Here is a 14,783-nt window from a genome sequence, read left to right as displayed (position 1 = left end):
AGAAGCTAGCTCTGTCGCCGCATTGGCTGGTGGTCGACTCCTTCTTCATCAAAGATTTCGCCGGCGGGTTCAAAGCCTAGACCTTGGTAGAACGGGACCAACGGGATCTGGGCATTGAGCACCACATCACGGCCTGGGGCCTGTTCTCGGGCTAACCGCAGGGTCTGTTCCATCAGCTCGACTGAAAGGCCAGTGCCTCGCTCAGAAGGGGTCAGGCAAACCCGTCCGATCTGGACTACCTCTTCGCCCTCAATAGTGGTGGGAAACAGCCGGGCAGTACCTAGGAGTTGACGAACCCCAGAGTCATTGCGGAGCGCTCGAATATGGAAAGTATCCGGTGAAGCATCGAGATCATCGATCTCGGAGTAGGAGCAGTGCTGTTCATGGACGAAGATGTCCACGCGCAGCTTGTACATGCGGTGTACCTCTAACGGAGCCATGTTCGCTAGATGGTCAACTGAGAAATAGACACTCATGACAGAGAACGTACACCTTCTTGGCCGCTAGCTTCGTGGTGGTCAAGGAAGCTACCTATCGAAGTCGAGCAGGTCCACCGGTAGATTCTGTGCAAGAACCGGGCTAGTTAGTGCAGTGAGGGGATAGCTAGCCAACAGTTTCAGTCGCCCCCGTGGATAATGCAGCAGTTGTATCGAACTGCTGCTTGCAACAAAATTAGGAAATTATGCAGCTTGTCGCGACCGCCATCATCCCCATCCTTGTTGTGATGACAGTGGGCTTCATACTCAAACGGCGGTGGTTGCCGAGCTTTGAGTTCTGGAATGGCATGGAGCAGCTGACCTATTTTGTTCTGACTCCGGCCCTTTTTATTACTGCCATTGCCTCGGTAGACCTGACATCGGTGCCGTTTGGCTCGGTGGCTGTCGCATTAGCAATACCAATTTTAGTGGCCGCGGGTTTGGTCTTAGTGCTAAAGCGGCCAATTCGAGCGACTGGGCCAGAGATTACCTCCATGATTCAAGGGGCAATTCGCTTTAATACCTATACCGGATTGATCTTCGCCTCGGCACTCGCAGGAGCACAAGGTGTAGCTATGTTCTCTCTGGCCGCGGCGATAGTGGTGCCGCTGGTCAATGTTATTAGCGTGGTAGCACTGACAGTCTACGGCGATAATGAGACTGAGCTTCGCCCATTGCCGATGCTCCGACAGATCTTGACCAATCCGCTCATCCTCAGCTGTTTAGTAGGCATTGGATTCTCGGTGGGGCCTGTTGAGTTGCCAGCCTTCGTCGATGCCAGTCTGGGGATTCTTGCGGACGGTGCTTTGGTCATCGGCACCCTGGTTGTGGGCGCGGCGCTGCAGTTTCAGATCAGTCGGCACCACATCGGGATGATTACTTTGACTTCTGCCATCAAGCTGATCGCGCTGCCATTGGGCGCCTTCTTCTTGGCGCAGTTAATGTCGATTGAAGGAGTCATGCTTGCTGCAATTGTCATTATTACGGCATTGCCGCCAGCTCCGTCATCCTATGTTTTAGCAGCGAGGATGGGCGGAGATGGTCAGCTGATGATCTCAATTACAGGGGTGCAAACTGTTCTCTCCCTGGCTACCCTGCCTCTGCTACTGGCGCTGATCTAGCCCGGTAGGTGGGAGTAAGGGAAGAACCTTAAATGTGATACTCGGGACCCGCATGGGAGACCATGTCATCCCACTCGACGATCTTTTTGCGTTCGCGACCCTCGGCTTCGCCTAATGCACGTTCTGCGGCATCAAGACGGTGCCAGCCATCCCAGGTGGTGACGGCAATACCTCGGGAAGTGAGCATCTCCACTACCGCCGATAGTTCTGGCTTAGCTGGTGCCTCTAAACGGCCAGCCTCGAAGTCTTCGAGCAGCATGCCGGTGGTGTCTTTTGCATCAGATTTGGTGTTGCCGATGAGGCCAACTGGACCACGCTTGATCCAACCGGTGGCATAAAGGCCTTGGATTGGGGAGTCAGTGTCAGGGTCGATGACACGGCCGCCGTCGTTGGGAATTACCGCGCGCTCATCATCGAAGGGCACGCCGGTGACAGCATCGGAGCGGTAGCCCACTGCACGGTAGACCGCTTGGCTTTCCCAAGTGCTGAACTTTCCCGTACCGCGGACGTTGCCCGTGCCATCAAGCTCAGTTCGCTCGGTCTTTAGCCCGGCTACACGTCCGTCTTTGCCTAGAATCTCTACTGGAGATTCGAAGAAGTGAAGGTAGAGCTTGTGTTGGGCGCCTTTGGGTTCGCGAATGGCGTAGTTTTCGAGAGTTTGGCAGACCAAATCAACGGACTTGGAGTCTCTGCGGGATTGTTCGGAGGCCGCGTCGTAGTCAATGTCTTCTGGGTCGACGATGACCTCGACGTTGGCGGAGTGATCGAGTTCTTTGAGCTCAAGGGGGGTGAACTTAGCTTGAGCAGGTCCTCGGCGGCCAAAGACATGTACTTCTTTGACCGCGCTGCGACCAAGATTTCCATATACGTTGTCCGGGATTTCGGTGACATGAAGCTCATCGGCGGTCTTGGCTAGGATGCGGGCGACGTCTAGGGCGACATTGCCTACTCCGATGACAGCCACCTTTTCAGCGGTGAGATTCCAATCTCTGGCGAAGTTCGGGTTGCCATCGTAGAAGCCGACGAATTCGCTGGCACCGTGGAAGCCTTCGAGGTCTGAACCGGTGATCTTCAGATCTCGGTCAGCGGTTGCTCCAGTAGAGAATACGATCGCATCGTAGAATTCTCGGAGTTCATCAACTGTGACATCGCGTCCGACCTCAATATTGCCGAGGAGCCGGATTTCCGGCTTATCCAAGACTGTATGTAGGGATTTCACGATTCCCTTGATCCTGGGATGGTCAGGGGCTACTCCGTAGCGGATGAGACCGAAGGGAGCGGGCATCCGCTCGAAGAGATCGATGGCCACATCCCGCCCGGATTTAACGAGCAGATCCGAGGCGTAGATGCCGGCGGGGCCAGCGCCGACGACGGCGACACGCAGGGGGCGAGACATGATGGGGCGAACATCCTTTACGCGATTGGGGAAAACTGAGTTAAACCTTGCGTCCTATAGTACTGACCGCTCGGCATTGTCACGATGATCCCCTGAGCAGTGAGCAATTGTGGTGGGGGGGAGTCGCGGGGGATAGGCAGGTGGGCGAGTTTGCGGGGATTTGCACGCTTTCCAGCCTCAAGTTGTTGGTGATTTGCGAGGCTATTTTCTGGCATACGGCGATAATCAAACATGGCGTTTTTGGCAAATGATAATATCATTTAAAGAGTCTTTGAGCTGCCCAAATATCCAGGAATAGTGGATGTTCGAGTGTTTCAGGTTAGTAGTTGTTTGACATCTCATGTAGTGAGATGTCCGGTTATGCTGTGTTAAGTCTGGAAATTCATGATCGAGAAGAGTGTGGCGAACACGACATTCAATATAGAATGGCGACCAATCACACAAGAGTGGCGCCCATGGATGTCTATCACTTCGGCTGCGCTGCTCCGCGACAGAAAGGTTACGCATGTCTGACCCACGATCAGCACTGCTTAGTGTCGTCAACCGAAACTTTGACGGTGTAGACGCTGAGGGGCTTGCTACATCCCTTGGGCTCACTGTTAAGTACCTCGATGATTTTGACCCCAAGGTCAGCTCAATCGTCGCGGCTGGGTTGCTCGACGATGGCCCGGCGCTGATCGTCGGCACTGGCAATCTGCACTTTGACTCCGAGATCGCGGCTGCTCTCGGAGTAGCTGTAGTTTTGCTGACTGATGTCCAAGGTCGCCACGTGCAGTTGGCCGAACGTCACGCTCAAGAGCTGGAAGCCGTTATCGCCTTGGCTGTCACCGAGGATGGCCTGCGTGACACGGTTAAAATCCATGACGCACTAGGCAACGCTGAAGTTGCTCCAGTGATGTCTCCGCCGGTTTTTGAAAACTGGCTGCTCACTCGCGCGAAGGATGCCGGCGCCCACATCGTCCTGCCCGAGGGGGAAGACGATCGTATCCTGCTCGCTGCTGGTCAACTGCTTGAGCGCGATATCGTCCAGATTACGATTTTGGGAGATAAAGCAGACATTCGAAACCGTTCTGGTGAGCTAGGAGTGGACCTGTCTAAGGCCCATATCATCAACCACCTCACCTCACCGTTGGCGCAGGAATTCGCCGAGGACTTCGTGGAACTGCGTAAGAAGAAGGGTGTCTCTCTTGAAGAGGCCAAGGAGACGATGAAAGATATCTCCTACTTCGGCACGATGCTGGTGCATAAGGGCTTGGCAGACGGCATGGTCTCTGGTGCAGCAAATACCACTGCACACACCATCAAACCTTCTTTCCAAATCATTAAGACCGCCCCGGGTGGTTCTGTGGTTTCCTCAATCTTCTTGATGGTCCTGCGAGGACGCCTCTGGGCCTTTGGTGACTGTGCGGTAAACCCGAACCCGACCGCTGAACAGCTCGGTGAGATTGCTATGGCCTCGGCTAAGACCGCCGCGCAATTTGGCATCGACCCGCGAGTTGCCATGTTGTCCTATTCCACCGGCGCCTCCGGAGCAGGCCCAGACGTAGAGCGCGCCATCGAGGCGCTCGGTCACGCCAAGCGCCTCGATCCAGAGCTGAAGGTAGATGGCCCGTTGCAGTTCGACGCCGCTGTCGACCCAGGTGTGGCGAAGAAGAAGATGCCTGATTCAGACGTCGCCGGACACGCCAATGTCTTTGTGTTCCCCGACCTGGAAGCCGGAAACATCGGCTATAAGACCGCCCAGCGCACTGGCGGTGCACTCGCGGTTGGCCCGATCTTGCAGGGGCTCAACAAGCCCGTCAATGATCTCTCCCGTGGGGCTACCGTCCCCGACATCGTCAACACCGTCGCCATTACCGCCATCCAGGCCGGAGGAAAATAATGACCTACGCACTTGTCCTGAACTCCGGTTCCTCTTCCATCAAGTTCCAGCTGCTGGATCCTTCTGCTGATGCCAACGCGGAGCCGCTGGTATCTGGCTTGGTTGAGCAGATCGGTGAGCCTGTGGGTGTCATCGCCATCAAGATCCGAGGCGAGAAAGTCACGGTCGAAGAGCCGATCCCCAATCATTCAGTGGGGCTCGAGCGTTCTTTTGAGATTCTCCATGAGCATGGTGTCGGCCCGCATGACGTCGATGTATCGGCCGTCGGGCACCGGGTGGTCCACGGTGGAAAGGTATTCTCCGCCCCTGAGATTATTAATGACCAGGTAGTAGAGATGATCCGTGACATCATCCCGTTGGCTCCGTTGCATAACCCCGCCAACGTCGATGGCATTGAGGTTGCCCGCGAGATGCTGCCGGATATTCCCCACGTCGCAGTATTCGACACTGGCTTCTTTGCGGATATGCCCCCAGCCGCCGCGCTCTACGCCATCAACGCTGAGGTTGCTCTTGAAAACGGCATCCGTCGCTATGGCTTTCATGGCACCTCGCATGAGTTCGTCTCACAGCAGGTTCCTCCCTTGTTGGGCAAAGACCCCAAAGACGTTCACCAGATCACCTTGCACTTGGGCAACGGCGCTTCTTGTGCCGCAATCCGCGGCGGCCAAGCCGTAGACACTTCCATGGGAATGACCCCACTGGCTGGTCTGGTCATGGGAACCCGCAGCGGTGACATCGACCCAGGCATTATCTTCCACCTCTATCGCACCGCGGGCCTAAGCATCGATGAGATCGACGTCTTGCTCAACCGCAAGTCCGGCGTCAAGGGTCTATCCGGAGTCAATGACTTCCGTGCGCTGCACGAGATGATCGAAGATGGTGACACTGACGCTTGGTCGGCTTATAACATCTACATCCACCAGCTGCGGCGCTACATCGGCTCCTACATGATTGTGCTTGGCCATGTTGACGCCATCACGTTCACCGCAGGTGTCGGTGAGAATGCCAAGTTTGTTCGCGAAGACGCATTGGCTGGTCTTGAGATGTATGGCATCCGCATTGACAAAGAGCGCAATGCCCTACCCAATGATGGTGCCCGAGAAATCTCCACTGACGATTCCAAGGTGAAGGTATTTGTGGTTCCCACCAATGAAGAGCTGGCTATCGCGCAGAAAGCCACCGAGTTGTCTAAGTAACTCAGGCTCCTGTCGAGACCGCTAGGTCTTTACTGTTTGCTTATTGCGGTCCGTTCGGCCGGTCACCTAAAACCAGGTGGCCGGCCGAACTTGATTGGCCATATCCACCAGCGCATAGCGGTGTTTCGCAAAAGGAGCCTGCCGTGCTTGTAACCGCAGAGTTTCAGCTAAGCCACCCCTCAAACCACGCTGGGTAAACCGGTACTCGAACAGGTCATTCTGGGAAGCAGCTGATTCGACCTCAGCATCTCGGAGGAAGTTCAGTCCAGCAGACATGACCGCGATCTTGATCTGGAGGAAACGTGGTTCATTGGTGGGGATCTCCTCCAACCGACGTGCCGCCCGGCGGATTCGAGATTCCGTCAAACTTCCAGAGATCAGCTGCAAAATAGTGCTGAGCTGGGCCATCCTGTGATGACGAGAAGCCTGCGGAACCTTATCCAATGCTGAGACTGCTGTTTCTATCTGATCCTCGGCCATCAATTGTCGAGCTAGACCAAATGCAGAGGAAACAGTGGTGGAGTTGGTTGCCCAGACCAGACCATAGAGTCGCATCGCGGTAAACCGGAGGAGTTCCGGTTCTTGAGTGTGATACGACCACGTTGAGGTCAGTCCCTCGAAGGATTGAGTGTTGACTTGATCGAGAGTGCCTCCAAGATAAGTGGCGGCGCGGGCGGTTTTTTCCGGCAGTAGCTGTGAGTTCTGCAGCCCTAATTGCTGCAAAATCAGCTCATCAACTGCGGCCACCGCAAGTTTCGGAGCGGCCTCTCCCGGCAAAATGCACAACACTGCAGCGAAGTGCTTCTGGGCGGCATCGTGGTCATCAAGAAGTAGTGCAGTCACACCGGAGTACCACAGGAAGCGCCAGTCGCGGCCAAGTCTAGGTTCTAGTGAAGACAACCAAGACCGAGCCTGTCCAGTAAATCCCAAGTCCAACATGGCTCGGACAATCCCGAGTGGAATTTCTGAGGAGCCCTCGAAGTCCTTACTTTTCATTGCCTGCCAGAGCGTCTCAAGAGCCTCCTGCGGTTCTGTGTAGGAAGAACCAGAGAGCATGTCAGCGCCGATATCCGTGCGGTCAATGAGCGGTGCAGGAAGAGCAGAGATGACTTCGGAGGCAGTAATGCGCACGGTGCGATCGATGCCGTCGATAAGCTGGTCGGTCCGAAACACCAGATGCTTGGTACCGAAGGTGGTACGTTGCGGGGAAAAAAGCGAGTGCTGCGCTGGATATTGCAGGCCATCGCGCACAGCGATGACCTCACGCAGGACACCATAGAGCTGGGTAGACAGCTCGGCGACTGAGTCGAAGCGTTGACGTGGATCTTCGTGAGTAGCCCTACGCAGAAGCCGATAAAAGCTGAGGTACTTTCTGAGCGTAGGTTCTTTCGATGGGCTGGGGATACCTGGGAGATAGACGCCATCGGACTGCGGAAGCTGCAGCGTTAATGCTGCAAGGGTTCGGCCGACGGTGTAAATATCGCTGGCTACGCTTGGTCCCTCAGTAGAGACCTCCGGTGCCTGAAATCCTTTGGTGCCATAGATGAAACCGAAGGCTCCGATACCGGAGACCGCGCCCAGGTCGATGAGCTTGATCTGATCCTCAGTGACAATAATATTGTCCGGCTTGAGGTCGTTGTAGACCACTCCTCGAGAGTGCAGATAATCCAGAGCTGGTAGTACTTCAAGCATATAAGCGATGGCCAAATCGATGGAAAGAACTCGGTCTGGTTGCTCATTACGCCGATTGCGCAATGACGGTCCACCCACGTACTCCATGACAATAAAGCCGCTAGCGGCTTTGAGATCATCAATGAAATTGTAAATCTTGACGATTTCTGGATGGGTGATGTCGGCGAGAAACTCACGCTCAGCAATGGCGGCGGCACCCTCTTCAGCAGATTTCTCCGCTTGCAGGCCTTTAAGTACGACCAGGCGCCCAGATACATAGTGGTCATTAGCTAAATAGACCCACCCCATGCCGCCGTGGGCGATGACTCCGAGGATTTCGTACTGGCCAGCTACGATATCTCCGGGCTTGAGCTGGGGGGCAGCAATACCCTTTTCTTTCACTGCCGAGGAAGGATCTTTAAGCGCTTGACCTGGGCGAGTAGGAATGACGAAGGGCAGATTGACCATACCGTCAGCTACGGTTCGACCGTGCCGAGTCGTACCACGAAGCTCTCGGAAAGTGGATAGTGCCAGCTTTCTGGCCCTGGTAGACGTGTCATCTTGGATAGTGGGATCAGTGGTGGCCTCTTCCCCCGAGGTGTCTAGCGGACCAAGCATCCGTCCAGTCGCAGAAGTAGCAGCATCGACGCATTCTATCGGCGCGGGCTGCTGGTCCCGCAACGTCCCAAGATCTTCAAGGAGGGCGGAGATGTCTCCCATATCATCGTCGTTGTCGGCGAAAGGATCATATTTCACCGCCTGAGTCCCAGAAGTCGAGTCACTAAGCTCTAGCTTCTCAAGCTCTTCGAAGATGGTGTTGTCTTCAGCGGGACCATCAGCTTGTGGCTGAGAGGTCATGATATTTCCTCCTCTTCGCGATAGGCGGCAAGGGGTGGCCCGGCAGTAGTTAGGTAGGAATCGAACCACGTGTTGTACATCTGCCACCAACTGCCATCATTTCGTATCCGGGCGATGGTGGAGTTGACCTGTCGGGTCAGCCCAGTGGAATCGTAGAGAGCATCGGATTGCGGCATAGCGATGCCATAGACCGAGGACGCAAGTGAGTCTCCGACTATTTCGGTATAAGGATCTTGAGCAGCGATACCCGAGAGGATGGCGTCATCAGAGAGGATGGCATCCGCTTGATTTTGTTGAAGAGCGACCAAACAATCCGCCCAACTGCGGGTGCGCAAAATACTTGACTGGGGAGCTTGACTACGGGCAATCTCCAGAGAAGTTGAACCATCAGTGACACAAATAGTGCGACCAGGGAGGTCTTCAATTCCTTCAATTGCAGAGCTGGGGGCCACCAGCAATCGGGAGTCAGTGGACAGGTAGGGAGTGCTGAATTCCAGCTGTTCCTGTCGTTCCCTGGTAATAGTCATGGTTCGGATGATCATGTCGACCTCTCGATTCTCTAGCGCTTCAGCGCGAGAGGCAGATTCCACAAACCGAAAGTCCACGCGGTCTGGATCGCCGAAGATATCGAGGGAAATCTCTCTGGCAAGATCGACTTCAAAGCCCTGCAATTCACCGGTTTTCGAATTGCGGTAGGACAGCAGATTCTGGGACTGATCGACCCCGATGATGACCCGGCCACGCAGATAAATCCGGGGAATTAGTTCGGAAGGCTCTTGGAGATTTGGGCGCAGAGAACCGAGCAGATTAGTGGTTTGAACTTCTTTCGCTGGGTATTCGCCAGGCTCCTCGGAAACCGCGCCAGCTGGCAGCGGTGGTCCGTAAGCCTGTGCCGTTGGAGTCTCCGAGATGCTTGGACTTTGCCCCACAGTGGTTTCTGAACTCATCGTCGAGCACGCAGAGAGACCAGTTGCCAGAGCAACCATGAGGGCAATTATGCTCCGGCGCATCACAGGTACTCCTGTAGTCGGGGGCGCATGCCTACCCATACGGCGACGATGGACAGCAGCGATAACACCAGCACTGCGGTGGCGACCAGCTGGGTGGCAGCTAGACCGTCATTGATAAATATGCGCATCGAAGAACGGGCATCGGCGATCAGGCTTGAGAGTATCGAATCTAGTCGGTCGTAGGCCCCAGCAGCGGTGGCTTCTTGGCCTGGCGTAGCAGTAGTAGTAGTGACCAATCGGACAGCTTCATCGTAGTTGCCGGTTTCCATCGCCTCGATAAAACGACCGTGAGCGTCTTCCCAGTCAGCGAGAGCAGATCGGGCATTAGTCAGCAGTTCTTGGGTGGAGGCTTTTTCCTCCACAGACTCAAGACTGCGCGCTTGAGCGAAGTCATCGAGGGCGACGTTTACAGCTTGAGTACTCTCCTCGAATACCAGGGTGGAGTCATTGATTGATTCTCGTCGGACCAACGTCAAGGTTTCAGCTGTCCGGGCTTGTTGAGCCTGGATTCTTGAGGCGGTGAGGGAATCCCATGGCATGGAAGCTTCTTCGAAACCACGTGTGCCAGCCTGCCATGCACTGAAATTGGAGGCGCTGACCCACATGATGGCTACGCTCAATAAAGCGGTGGCAGCGAGGAAACCCTTGTTGAGTCGACGTCGGGTCATTCGCCAGAGTGCCCATTGCGCCATTAGTAGGAATGCCACGGCGGCGAATAATCCTGACAGAGGGACCCACTGGGGGCGGGTTTGGGTATCTTGCTGAACTCGAACTTCACTGCTGGTGAGGGTGAAAAGCTCGGCTGCGGCAGGAAGAATCTCCTCACGCATCAATGAGGAGGCCTCAATCATGTAGGCCACACCGACTGGGTTATCCATGCGGTTGTTGGCGCGTGCGGTCTCCACTAGCCCGGTGTAGATGGGAACCTGTCTTTCGACGTCAGCGATAAGCTCCAGGGATTCCTGATTGGAGAGGTCAATCCCCGAAGAAGTCTCAGCAGCAGAGATCATCGCACGGTCGATGGCTGCGTAATATCTAGCGCGTGTTCCTGCAGATTCCACTCCGGCTTGCACGAAACCATTTGCCGCAATCGTGTCAGCCAGCGACAAGGAAGTATAGAGATTATGAGCTGAGTAGCTCATCGGTTCGGTGGTCGTTAGCAGGAGATTCAGGTCGGATTGTCGGTCTTCCGAAGATTGAGACATAGAATAACCGGCTGCGAAGATTGCCAAAGACACGATGACAGCCATCCCAAATAGCTTTCCGGGAGTAGTGGCCAAATAGGAGAAAACTCGCTTTAGCCACAAGCCTGGAACCGAGAAGGTGTTGAGCACGCGGCCAGCCATCGTCCGGCGCCGGTGTTCTTCATCAGAGACGACATGTTCAAGCCAATAGTCTTGGGTGTCTTCGGGTAAATCTTCGCCGTCAAACTCAGGTGGGAATTCCAGCGCGGGAGTTGAAGACCCCATGGAAGCACGCAATCGGCTTCGGCGATAGCTGGAGGGCATTGACGGCGTTGCCTGAGTTGTTGCGGGGTTGGGCGCTGCGTCGGGAGTCTCCTCTGCGCCTTCCATTAATCCATGATAGCCCTGGGGTGTGTTCGATGTCATGTCTTTTCTCCGCAGCTACCCGGAGGACATCCTCGGATGAAGCAAAACGCTAGTCTCAATAGTATGAACGGTGACGGAAACGGGTGGGCAGCAGGGCCCGGCGGTTCGCGGGTATGGGGACGATTCGGAGCCGCTGGGCTTTTTCTACTGGCGGGTGCCGGACCACAACAGCTGGTTCTTCTACAACATCGCGCGCCGTGGACCAACGCAGGTGGGACATGGGCACTGCCTGGTGGTGCATGTGATTCCCATGAAAACTCCACCGAGGCAGCCCTGCGCGAAGCCGTGGAAGAATGCTCGATCGATCCGGAACAAGTGCGGGTTCTGCACGCCGAGATTACTGCTGGGCCATTTCCGCCAGATCCAGCGGATTTAACGCTGGCTGCCAACTGGACCTACACCACGGTCATCGCACAGACCGCGACCGGGGAAGTGCTGGAAACCCATGGAAACGAGGAATCACTGGAATTGCGGTGGATACCGCTGGAGAGTCTAGAGGAGATGCCGCTCATGCCCGCGTTTGCGGAGTCATTGCCAGAACTCCGTCAGTTAATCAACAGGCTGATTAGCTGACCTTATGACAAGGTAGAAATATGATTGAGATTCAGGGGCTTACCAAGCAATACGGGCAAGTTCGAGCGGTCGATGATCTCACTTTCAACGTCCAACCAGGGTTAGTGACTGGCTTTCTTGGACCCAATGGCTCCGGTAAATCCACCACTATTCGTGCCATCGTCGGCTTGGACGCGCCGACTTCTGGCACGGCTCTAATCGACGGTCGTCGATACCGTGACTTGCATCGCCCCCTCACCGAGGTGGGCGCATTGCTGGATGCGAAAGCAGTCCATCCCAACCGGAGTGCAGCCAATCACCTGCGATGGTTGGCGCAGTCCAATGGTTTGCCGGTCCGTCGGGTTGATGAAGTGCTGGAGCTGGTGGGTTTAACAGAGGTGGCTGGAAAGAAGGCTGGCAGCTTCTCGCTCGGTATGGGGCAGCGGCTCGGTCTGGCGGCGGCACTTTTGGGCGATCCAAAGGCCCTAGTTTTGGATGAGCCGGTTAACGGTCTTGACCCAGAAGGTATCCGTTGGGTTCGTGGTCTGCTTAAAGCTTTGGCTGCTGAGGGGCGGACCATTTTGATCAGTTCGCATTTGCTCTCCGAGATGGCATTAACCGCCGACCGGTTGGTAGTTATTGGCCGGGGAAAGCTGGTGGCAGATACCACCACAGAAGAGTTTATTCGGGAGCATTCAGTGTCTACCGTGATGTTGCGGATTGACCGAGCTGGAGAGTTTGCGCTTCGTTTGCGAGCTCTGGGCATCGACCCTGTTGAAAGCCGAGATACTGCTGGTCGGGGAATCCTAGAAATCTCCGGCAGTACTACCGATGAGATCGGGGAACTGGCGTTTAATGAGGGCTTCCAAATCCGAGAGCTGACCGTTAGGCATGCCAGCCTGGAAGACGCATTCATGGATTCCACTGGTGGCGCGGTGCAATATCAGGCTCACGGCCGTAGTGGTCATCAGGAGGAGAAATAGAGATGTTTATTAACACCCTCGTCGCTGAGTGGACCAAACTACGGACCACGCGTTCCTTCTGGTGGACCACCGCTCTTTTCATCCTGATGAGTCTGGGTTGGGCAGGGCTGACCGGGTACACCAGCTTGGAAGCGCAGGGTGATTTTCCCACTTTGTGGGCGGCATCTTCAGCGGTAGCGGTCTATCTGCTCGGTTTCTCGGTGATCATGATTCAGTCGGTCATGTTAGTGACCACGGAGTATCGCTATCATCTGCAATCGACTAGCTACTTAGCCACACCTCGGCGTTGGACCGTGGCTTTGGCTAAGCTCTTGCTCTATTCAGCTATTGCTGCGGCGCTGACTTTTCTCATGGTGTTGGCGGGCTTTTATCTCGCCCGTGCGCTGGCCCCAGAATCGGCAGCAGCACTATTTAATCCCCTGGAGGATGCGGCGGCTCTGAGAATTCTCTGGAGTTACCCGGCGATGGCTGCATCTGTGGTCATGCTCGCCCAAGGTGTGGGACTGCTTTTGCGCCAGACTGCCGGCAGTGTCGCCTTGGTGCTTATTTGGTTTATGGGTCTGGAACAGATATTTCGACTCATTCCCGAGTTCGGAAGCGATATTGCGAGTTATCTTCCCTTTCAGAATCTCGATGCGTTTATCCAAGAAGTTGATATCGCGGGGCTTCCTTGGGACCACAATGGTTCCGGCGCCTATTTCCTTCTCTGGGCGGCGATCTTGTGGCTGCTGGGAGTAGTAGTCCTCCAGCGCCGTGACGCCTAATAGCGTCTATCTAATGAGCGCGTAGCTAATGATGACCATTGAGGGCAGTAAGAAATAACCACCCAGCATCCAGGCAACGGCTTTGGGACAGCTTCCTACAGCCAGCTTTCCCGAGCGTTCTGCAAGGCGGATCACCAGCTCGCGCAGGGGGAGGATCAACAACATAATCAACGTGCTCAGTACGTTGAAGGTGACATGCACTAGCGCTGCCTGGATGGCGAAAGTGCCGATTGCTCCAGGGACTGCCAATGCCGTCAGGAGCGCCATGAATGTGGTTCCGACATTCGCACCCAAAGTAATGACCAGAATATTACGCAGGGATAATGACCGGGCAGCGGCGAAAGGTAGCAGGGAAGAGATGGTCACCGAGGACGCCTGAACTGCCATGGTTGCTGTGGTACCAGAGAAAAAGCCCAAGGCATCAGAGGCCCCAGAAGAACGTTCCAAGAGCGGTCTGGTGGTAGCGGCAGTGAGCACCGATAGCTGCGCTTTGAGGACCTGCATGCACAGCAGCACCAAAATGGCTCCGATCAGAATACTCATCATGGATGCCGTCTGCGTTGACATGATGCTGCCTAAAAAGCCTCGGTGACCAATGGTCTTCATGAGCGGTGAAAAGAACGAAAACACTGCCCCGCCAGTGGAAGAGCCTGCAGTTTGGCCGCCGCTGGTCAACGCCTCGGAGAGGAACCAAGTGAGCTGCTGTAACGGATGAAAAAGCATCTCCAAGAGGAAGGCCGCTACTACAAAGATGAGGTTGAACCACGTGTGTAGTGAGGCAGAGGTAAATGCTCGTTGAAACTGCTTGCGATCACCCAGGTAGCTAAAAGCCAGAATCAAAGGAGTGATGGTAGTGCCGACATTCGCGCCAAGAATAATGGGTACTGCTACGGGGACGGAAACTCCACCAGTGGCCACTGCCGCAACTGTCAACGCGGTGACAGTTGAAGACGACTGAATGGTCGCAGTAGCCAAGATACCGATGAGTAGGCCGATGATGGGATTGGCAGCTAATACAAAAAGCCGCGACACAGTGGCGGAACCAAGGCCAGTTGCACCATCGAGGATGAGATAGATCGAGGAGATCATTAGCACGATGGTTAATGCCACGGTCAACCAGCGCATCGTAGAACCGAATCTCGAAAGGGCAACGAAGTCGCCACCGGGAGGAATCAACGAGGGATTGATGTACTGCTGAGTGCCAGGCTGCGCGCGGGGAAACACCCGATCAGTAGCCATGCCCACCCTCTCATTCATTTGATGG

At 55.2% G+C, this 14,783-nt stretch carries 12 protein-coding genes; 6 read left to right on the top strand and 6 right to left on the bottom strand.

Annotated elements, in window-relative coordinates:
* Positions 1–5: 5 nt before the first annotated feature.
* On the bottom strand, positions 6–476 hold the full coding sequence (locus C5L39_RS00685; protein WP_123046969.1) for a GNAT family N-acetyltransferase: 471 nt from the start codon (positions 474–476) through the stop codon (positions 6–8).
* A gap of 206 nt (positions 477–682) precedes the next feature.
* On the opposite strand from C5L39_RS00685, the gene C5L39_RS00680 reads away from it, so the two are divergent.
* Entirely contained in the window at positions 683–1,597 is a 915-nt protein-coding gene (locus C5L39_RS00680) for an AEC family transporter (RefSeq protein WP_123046968.1), read from the top strand.
* Between the two features lie 28 nt (positions 1,598–1,625).
* Here C5L39_RS00680 and C5L39_RS00675 read toward each other — a convergent pair whose 3' ends face one another.
* A complete protein-coding gene (locus C5L39_RS00675; protein WP_123046967.1) occupies positions 1,626–2,993 on the bottom strand; it encodes an FAD-dependent oxidoreductase in 1,368 nt (455 codons plus the stop codon).
* A 505-nt stretch (positions 2,994–3,498) separates the two neighbouring features.
* On the opposite strand from C5L39_RS00675, the gene pta reads away from it, so the two are divergent.
* Both pta and C5L39_RS00665 read left to right on the top strand, forming a co-directional pair.
* Positions 3,499–4,875 carry a phosphate acetyltransferase gene (pta, locus tag C5L39_RS00670; protein ID WP_123046966.1) on the top strand — a complete coding sequence of 459 codons (1,377 nt, stop codon included), beginning with the start codon at positions 3,499–3,501 and terminating at the stop codon, positions 4,873–4,875.
* Positions 4,875–6,071 (top strand): acetate kinase, encoded by a 1,197-nt coding sequence (locus C5L39_RS00665; protein WP_123046965.1) that lies wholly within the window; start codon positions 4,875–4,877, stop codon positions 6,069–6,071. Before pta ends, C5L39_RS00665 begins: the two co-directional genes overlap by 1 nt.
* A gap of 66 nt (positions 6,072–6,137) precedes the next feature.
* On the opposite strand, the gene C5L39_RS00660 is transcribed toward C5L39_RS00665, so the two are convergent.
* Genes C5L39_RS00660 through C5L39_RS00650 form a run of 3 tightly spaced genes read right to left on the bottom strand, consistent with a single transcriptional unit; the run spans position 6,138 to position 11,220 of the window.
* Positions 6,138–8,600: a serine/threonine protein kinase gene (locus C5L39_RS00660; RefSeq protein WP_123046964.1), complete on the bottom strand. Its 2,463-nt coding sequence runs from the start codon at positions 8,598–8,600 to the stop codon at positions 6,138–6,140.
* Positions 8,597–9,586, bottom strand: coding sequence for a glutamate ABC transporter substrate-binding protein (locus C5L39_RS00655; protein ID WP_245974827.1), 990 nt, complete (start codon positions 9,584–9,586; stop codon positions 8,597–8,599). The genes C5L39_RS00660 and C5L39_RS00655 overlap by 4 nt, the downstream gene beginning before the upstream one ends.
* A 23-nt stretch (positions 9,587–9,609) precedes the next feature.
* A complete protein-coding gene (locus C5L39_RS00650; RefSeq protein WP_245974826.1) occupies positions 9,610–11,220 on the bottom strand; it encodes a hypothetical protein in 1,611 nt (536 codons plus the stop codon).
* Positions 11,221–11,283: 63 nt separating this feature from the next.
* Between C5L39_RS00650 and C5L39_RS00645 the strand changes: the two genes are divergently transcribed.
* Genes C5L39_RS00645 through C5L39_RS00635 form a run of 3 tightly spaced genes read left to right on the top strand, consistent with a single transcriptional unit; the run spans position 11,284 to position 13,519 of the window.
* A complete protein-coding gene (locus C5L39_RS00645; RefSeq protein ID WP_123047105.1) occupies positions 11,284–11,793 on the top strand; it encodes an NUDIX domain-containing protein in 510 nt (169 codons plus the stop codon).
* Between the two features lie 20 nt (positions 11,794–11,813).
* Positions 11,814–12,755: an ABC transporter ATP-binding protein gene (locus C5L39_RS00640; protein ID WP_123046961.1), complete on the top strand. Its 942-nt coding sequence runs from the start codon at positions 11,814–11,816 to the stop codon at positions 12,753–12,755.
* Between the two features lie 2 nt (positions 12,756–12,757).
* The gene (locus tag C5L39_RS00635) at positions 12,758–13,519 is read left to right on the top strand and encodes a multidrug ABC transporter permease (RefSeq protein ID WP_123046960.1); all 762 of its coding nucleotides are present in this window, start codon (positions 12,758–12,760) and stop codon (positions 13,517–13,519) included.
* Positions 13,520–13,525: 6 nt separating this feature from the next.
* Here the strand turns inward: C5L39_RS00635 and C5L39_RS00630 are convergent, their stop codons facing one another.
* Positions 13,526–14,776, bottom strand: a complete 1,251-nt coding sequence (locus C5L39_RS00630) for a Na/Pi symporter (RefSeq protein WP_123046959.1) — start codon at positions 14,774–14,776, stop codon at positions 13,526–13,528.
* Between the last annotated feature and the right edge of the window lie 7 nt (positions 14,777–14,783).

This window comes from Corynebacterium alimapuense, assembly GCF_003716585.1.
Taxonomy (GTDB): domain Bacteria; phylum Actinomycetota; class Actinomycetes; order Mycobacteriales; family Mycobacteriaceae; genus Corynebacterium; species Corynebacterium alimapuense.
Note: the sequence above shows the minus strand (reverse complement) of the source record. Positions and strands in the feature narration are given on the sequence as shown.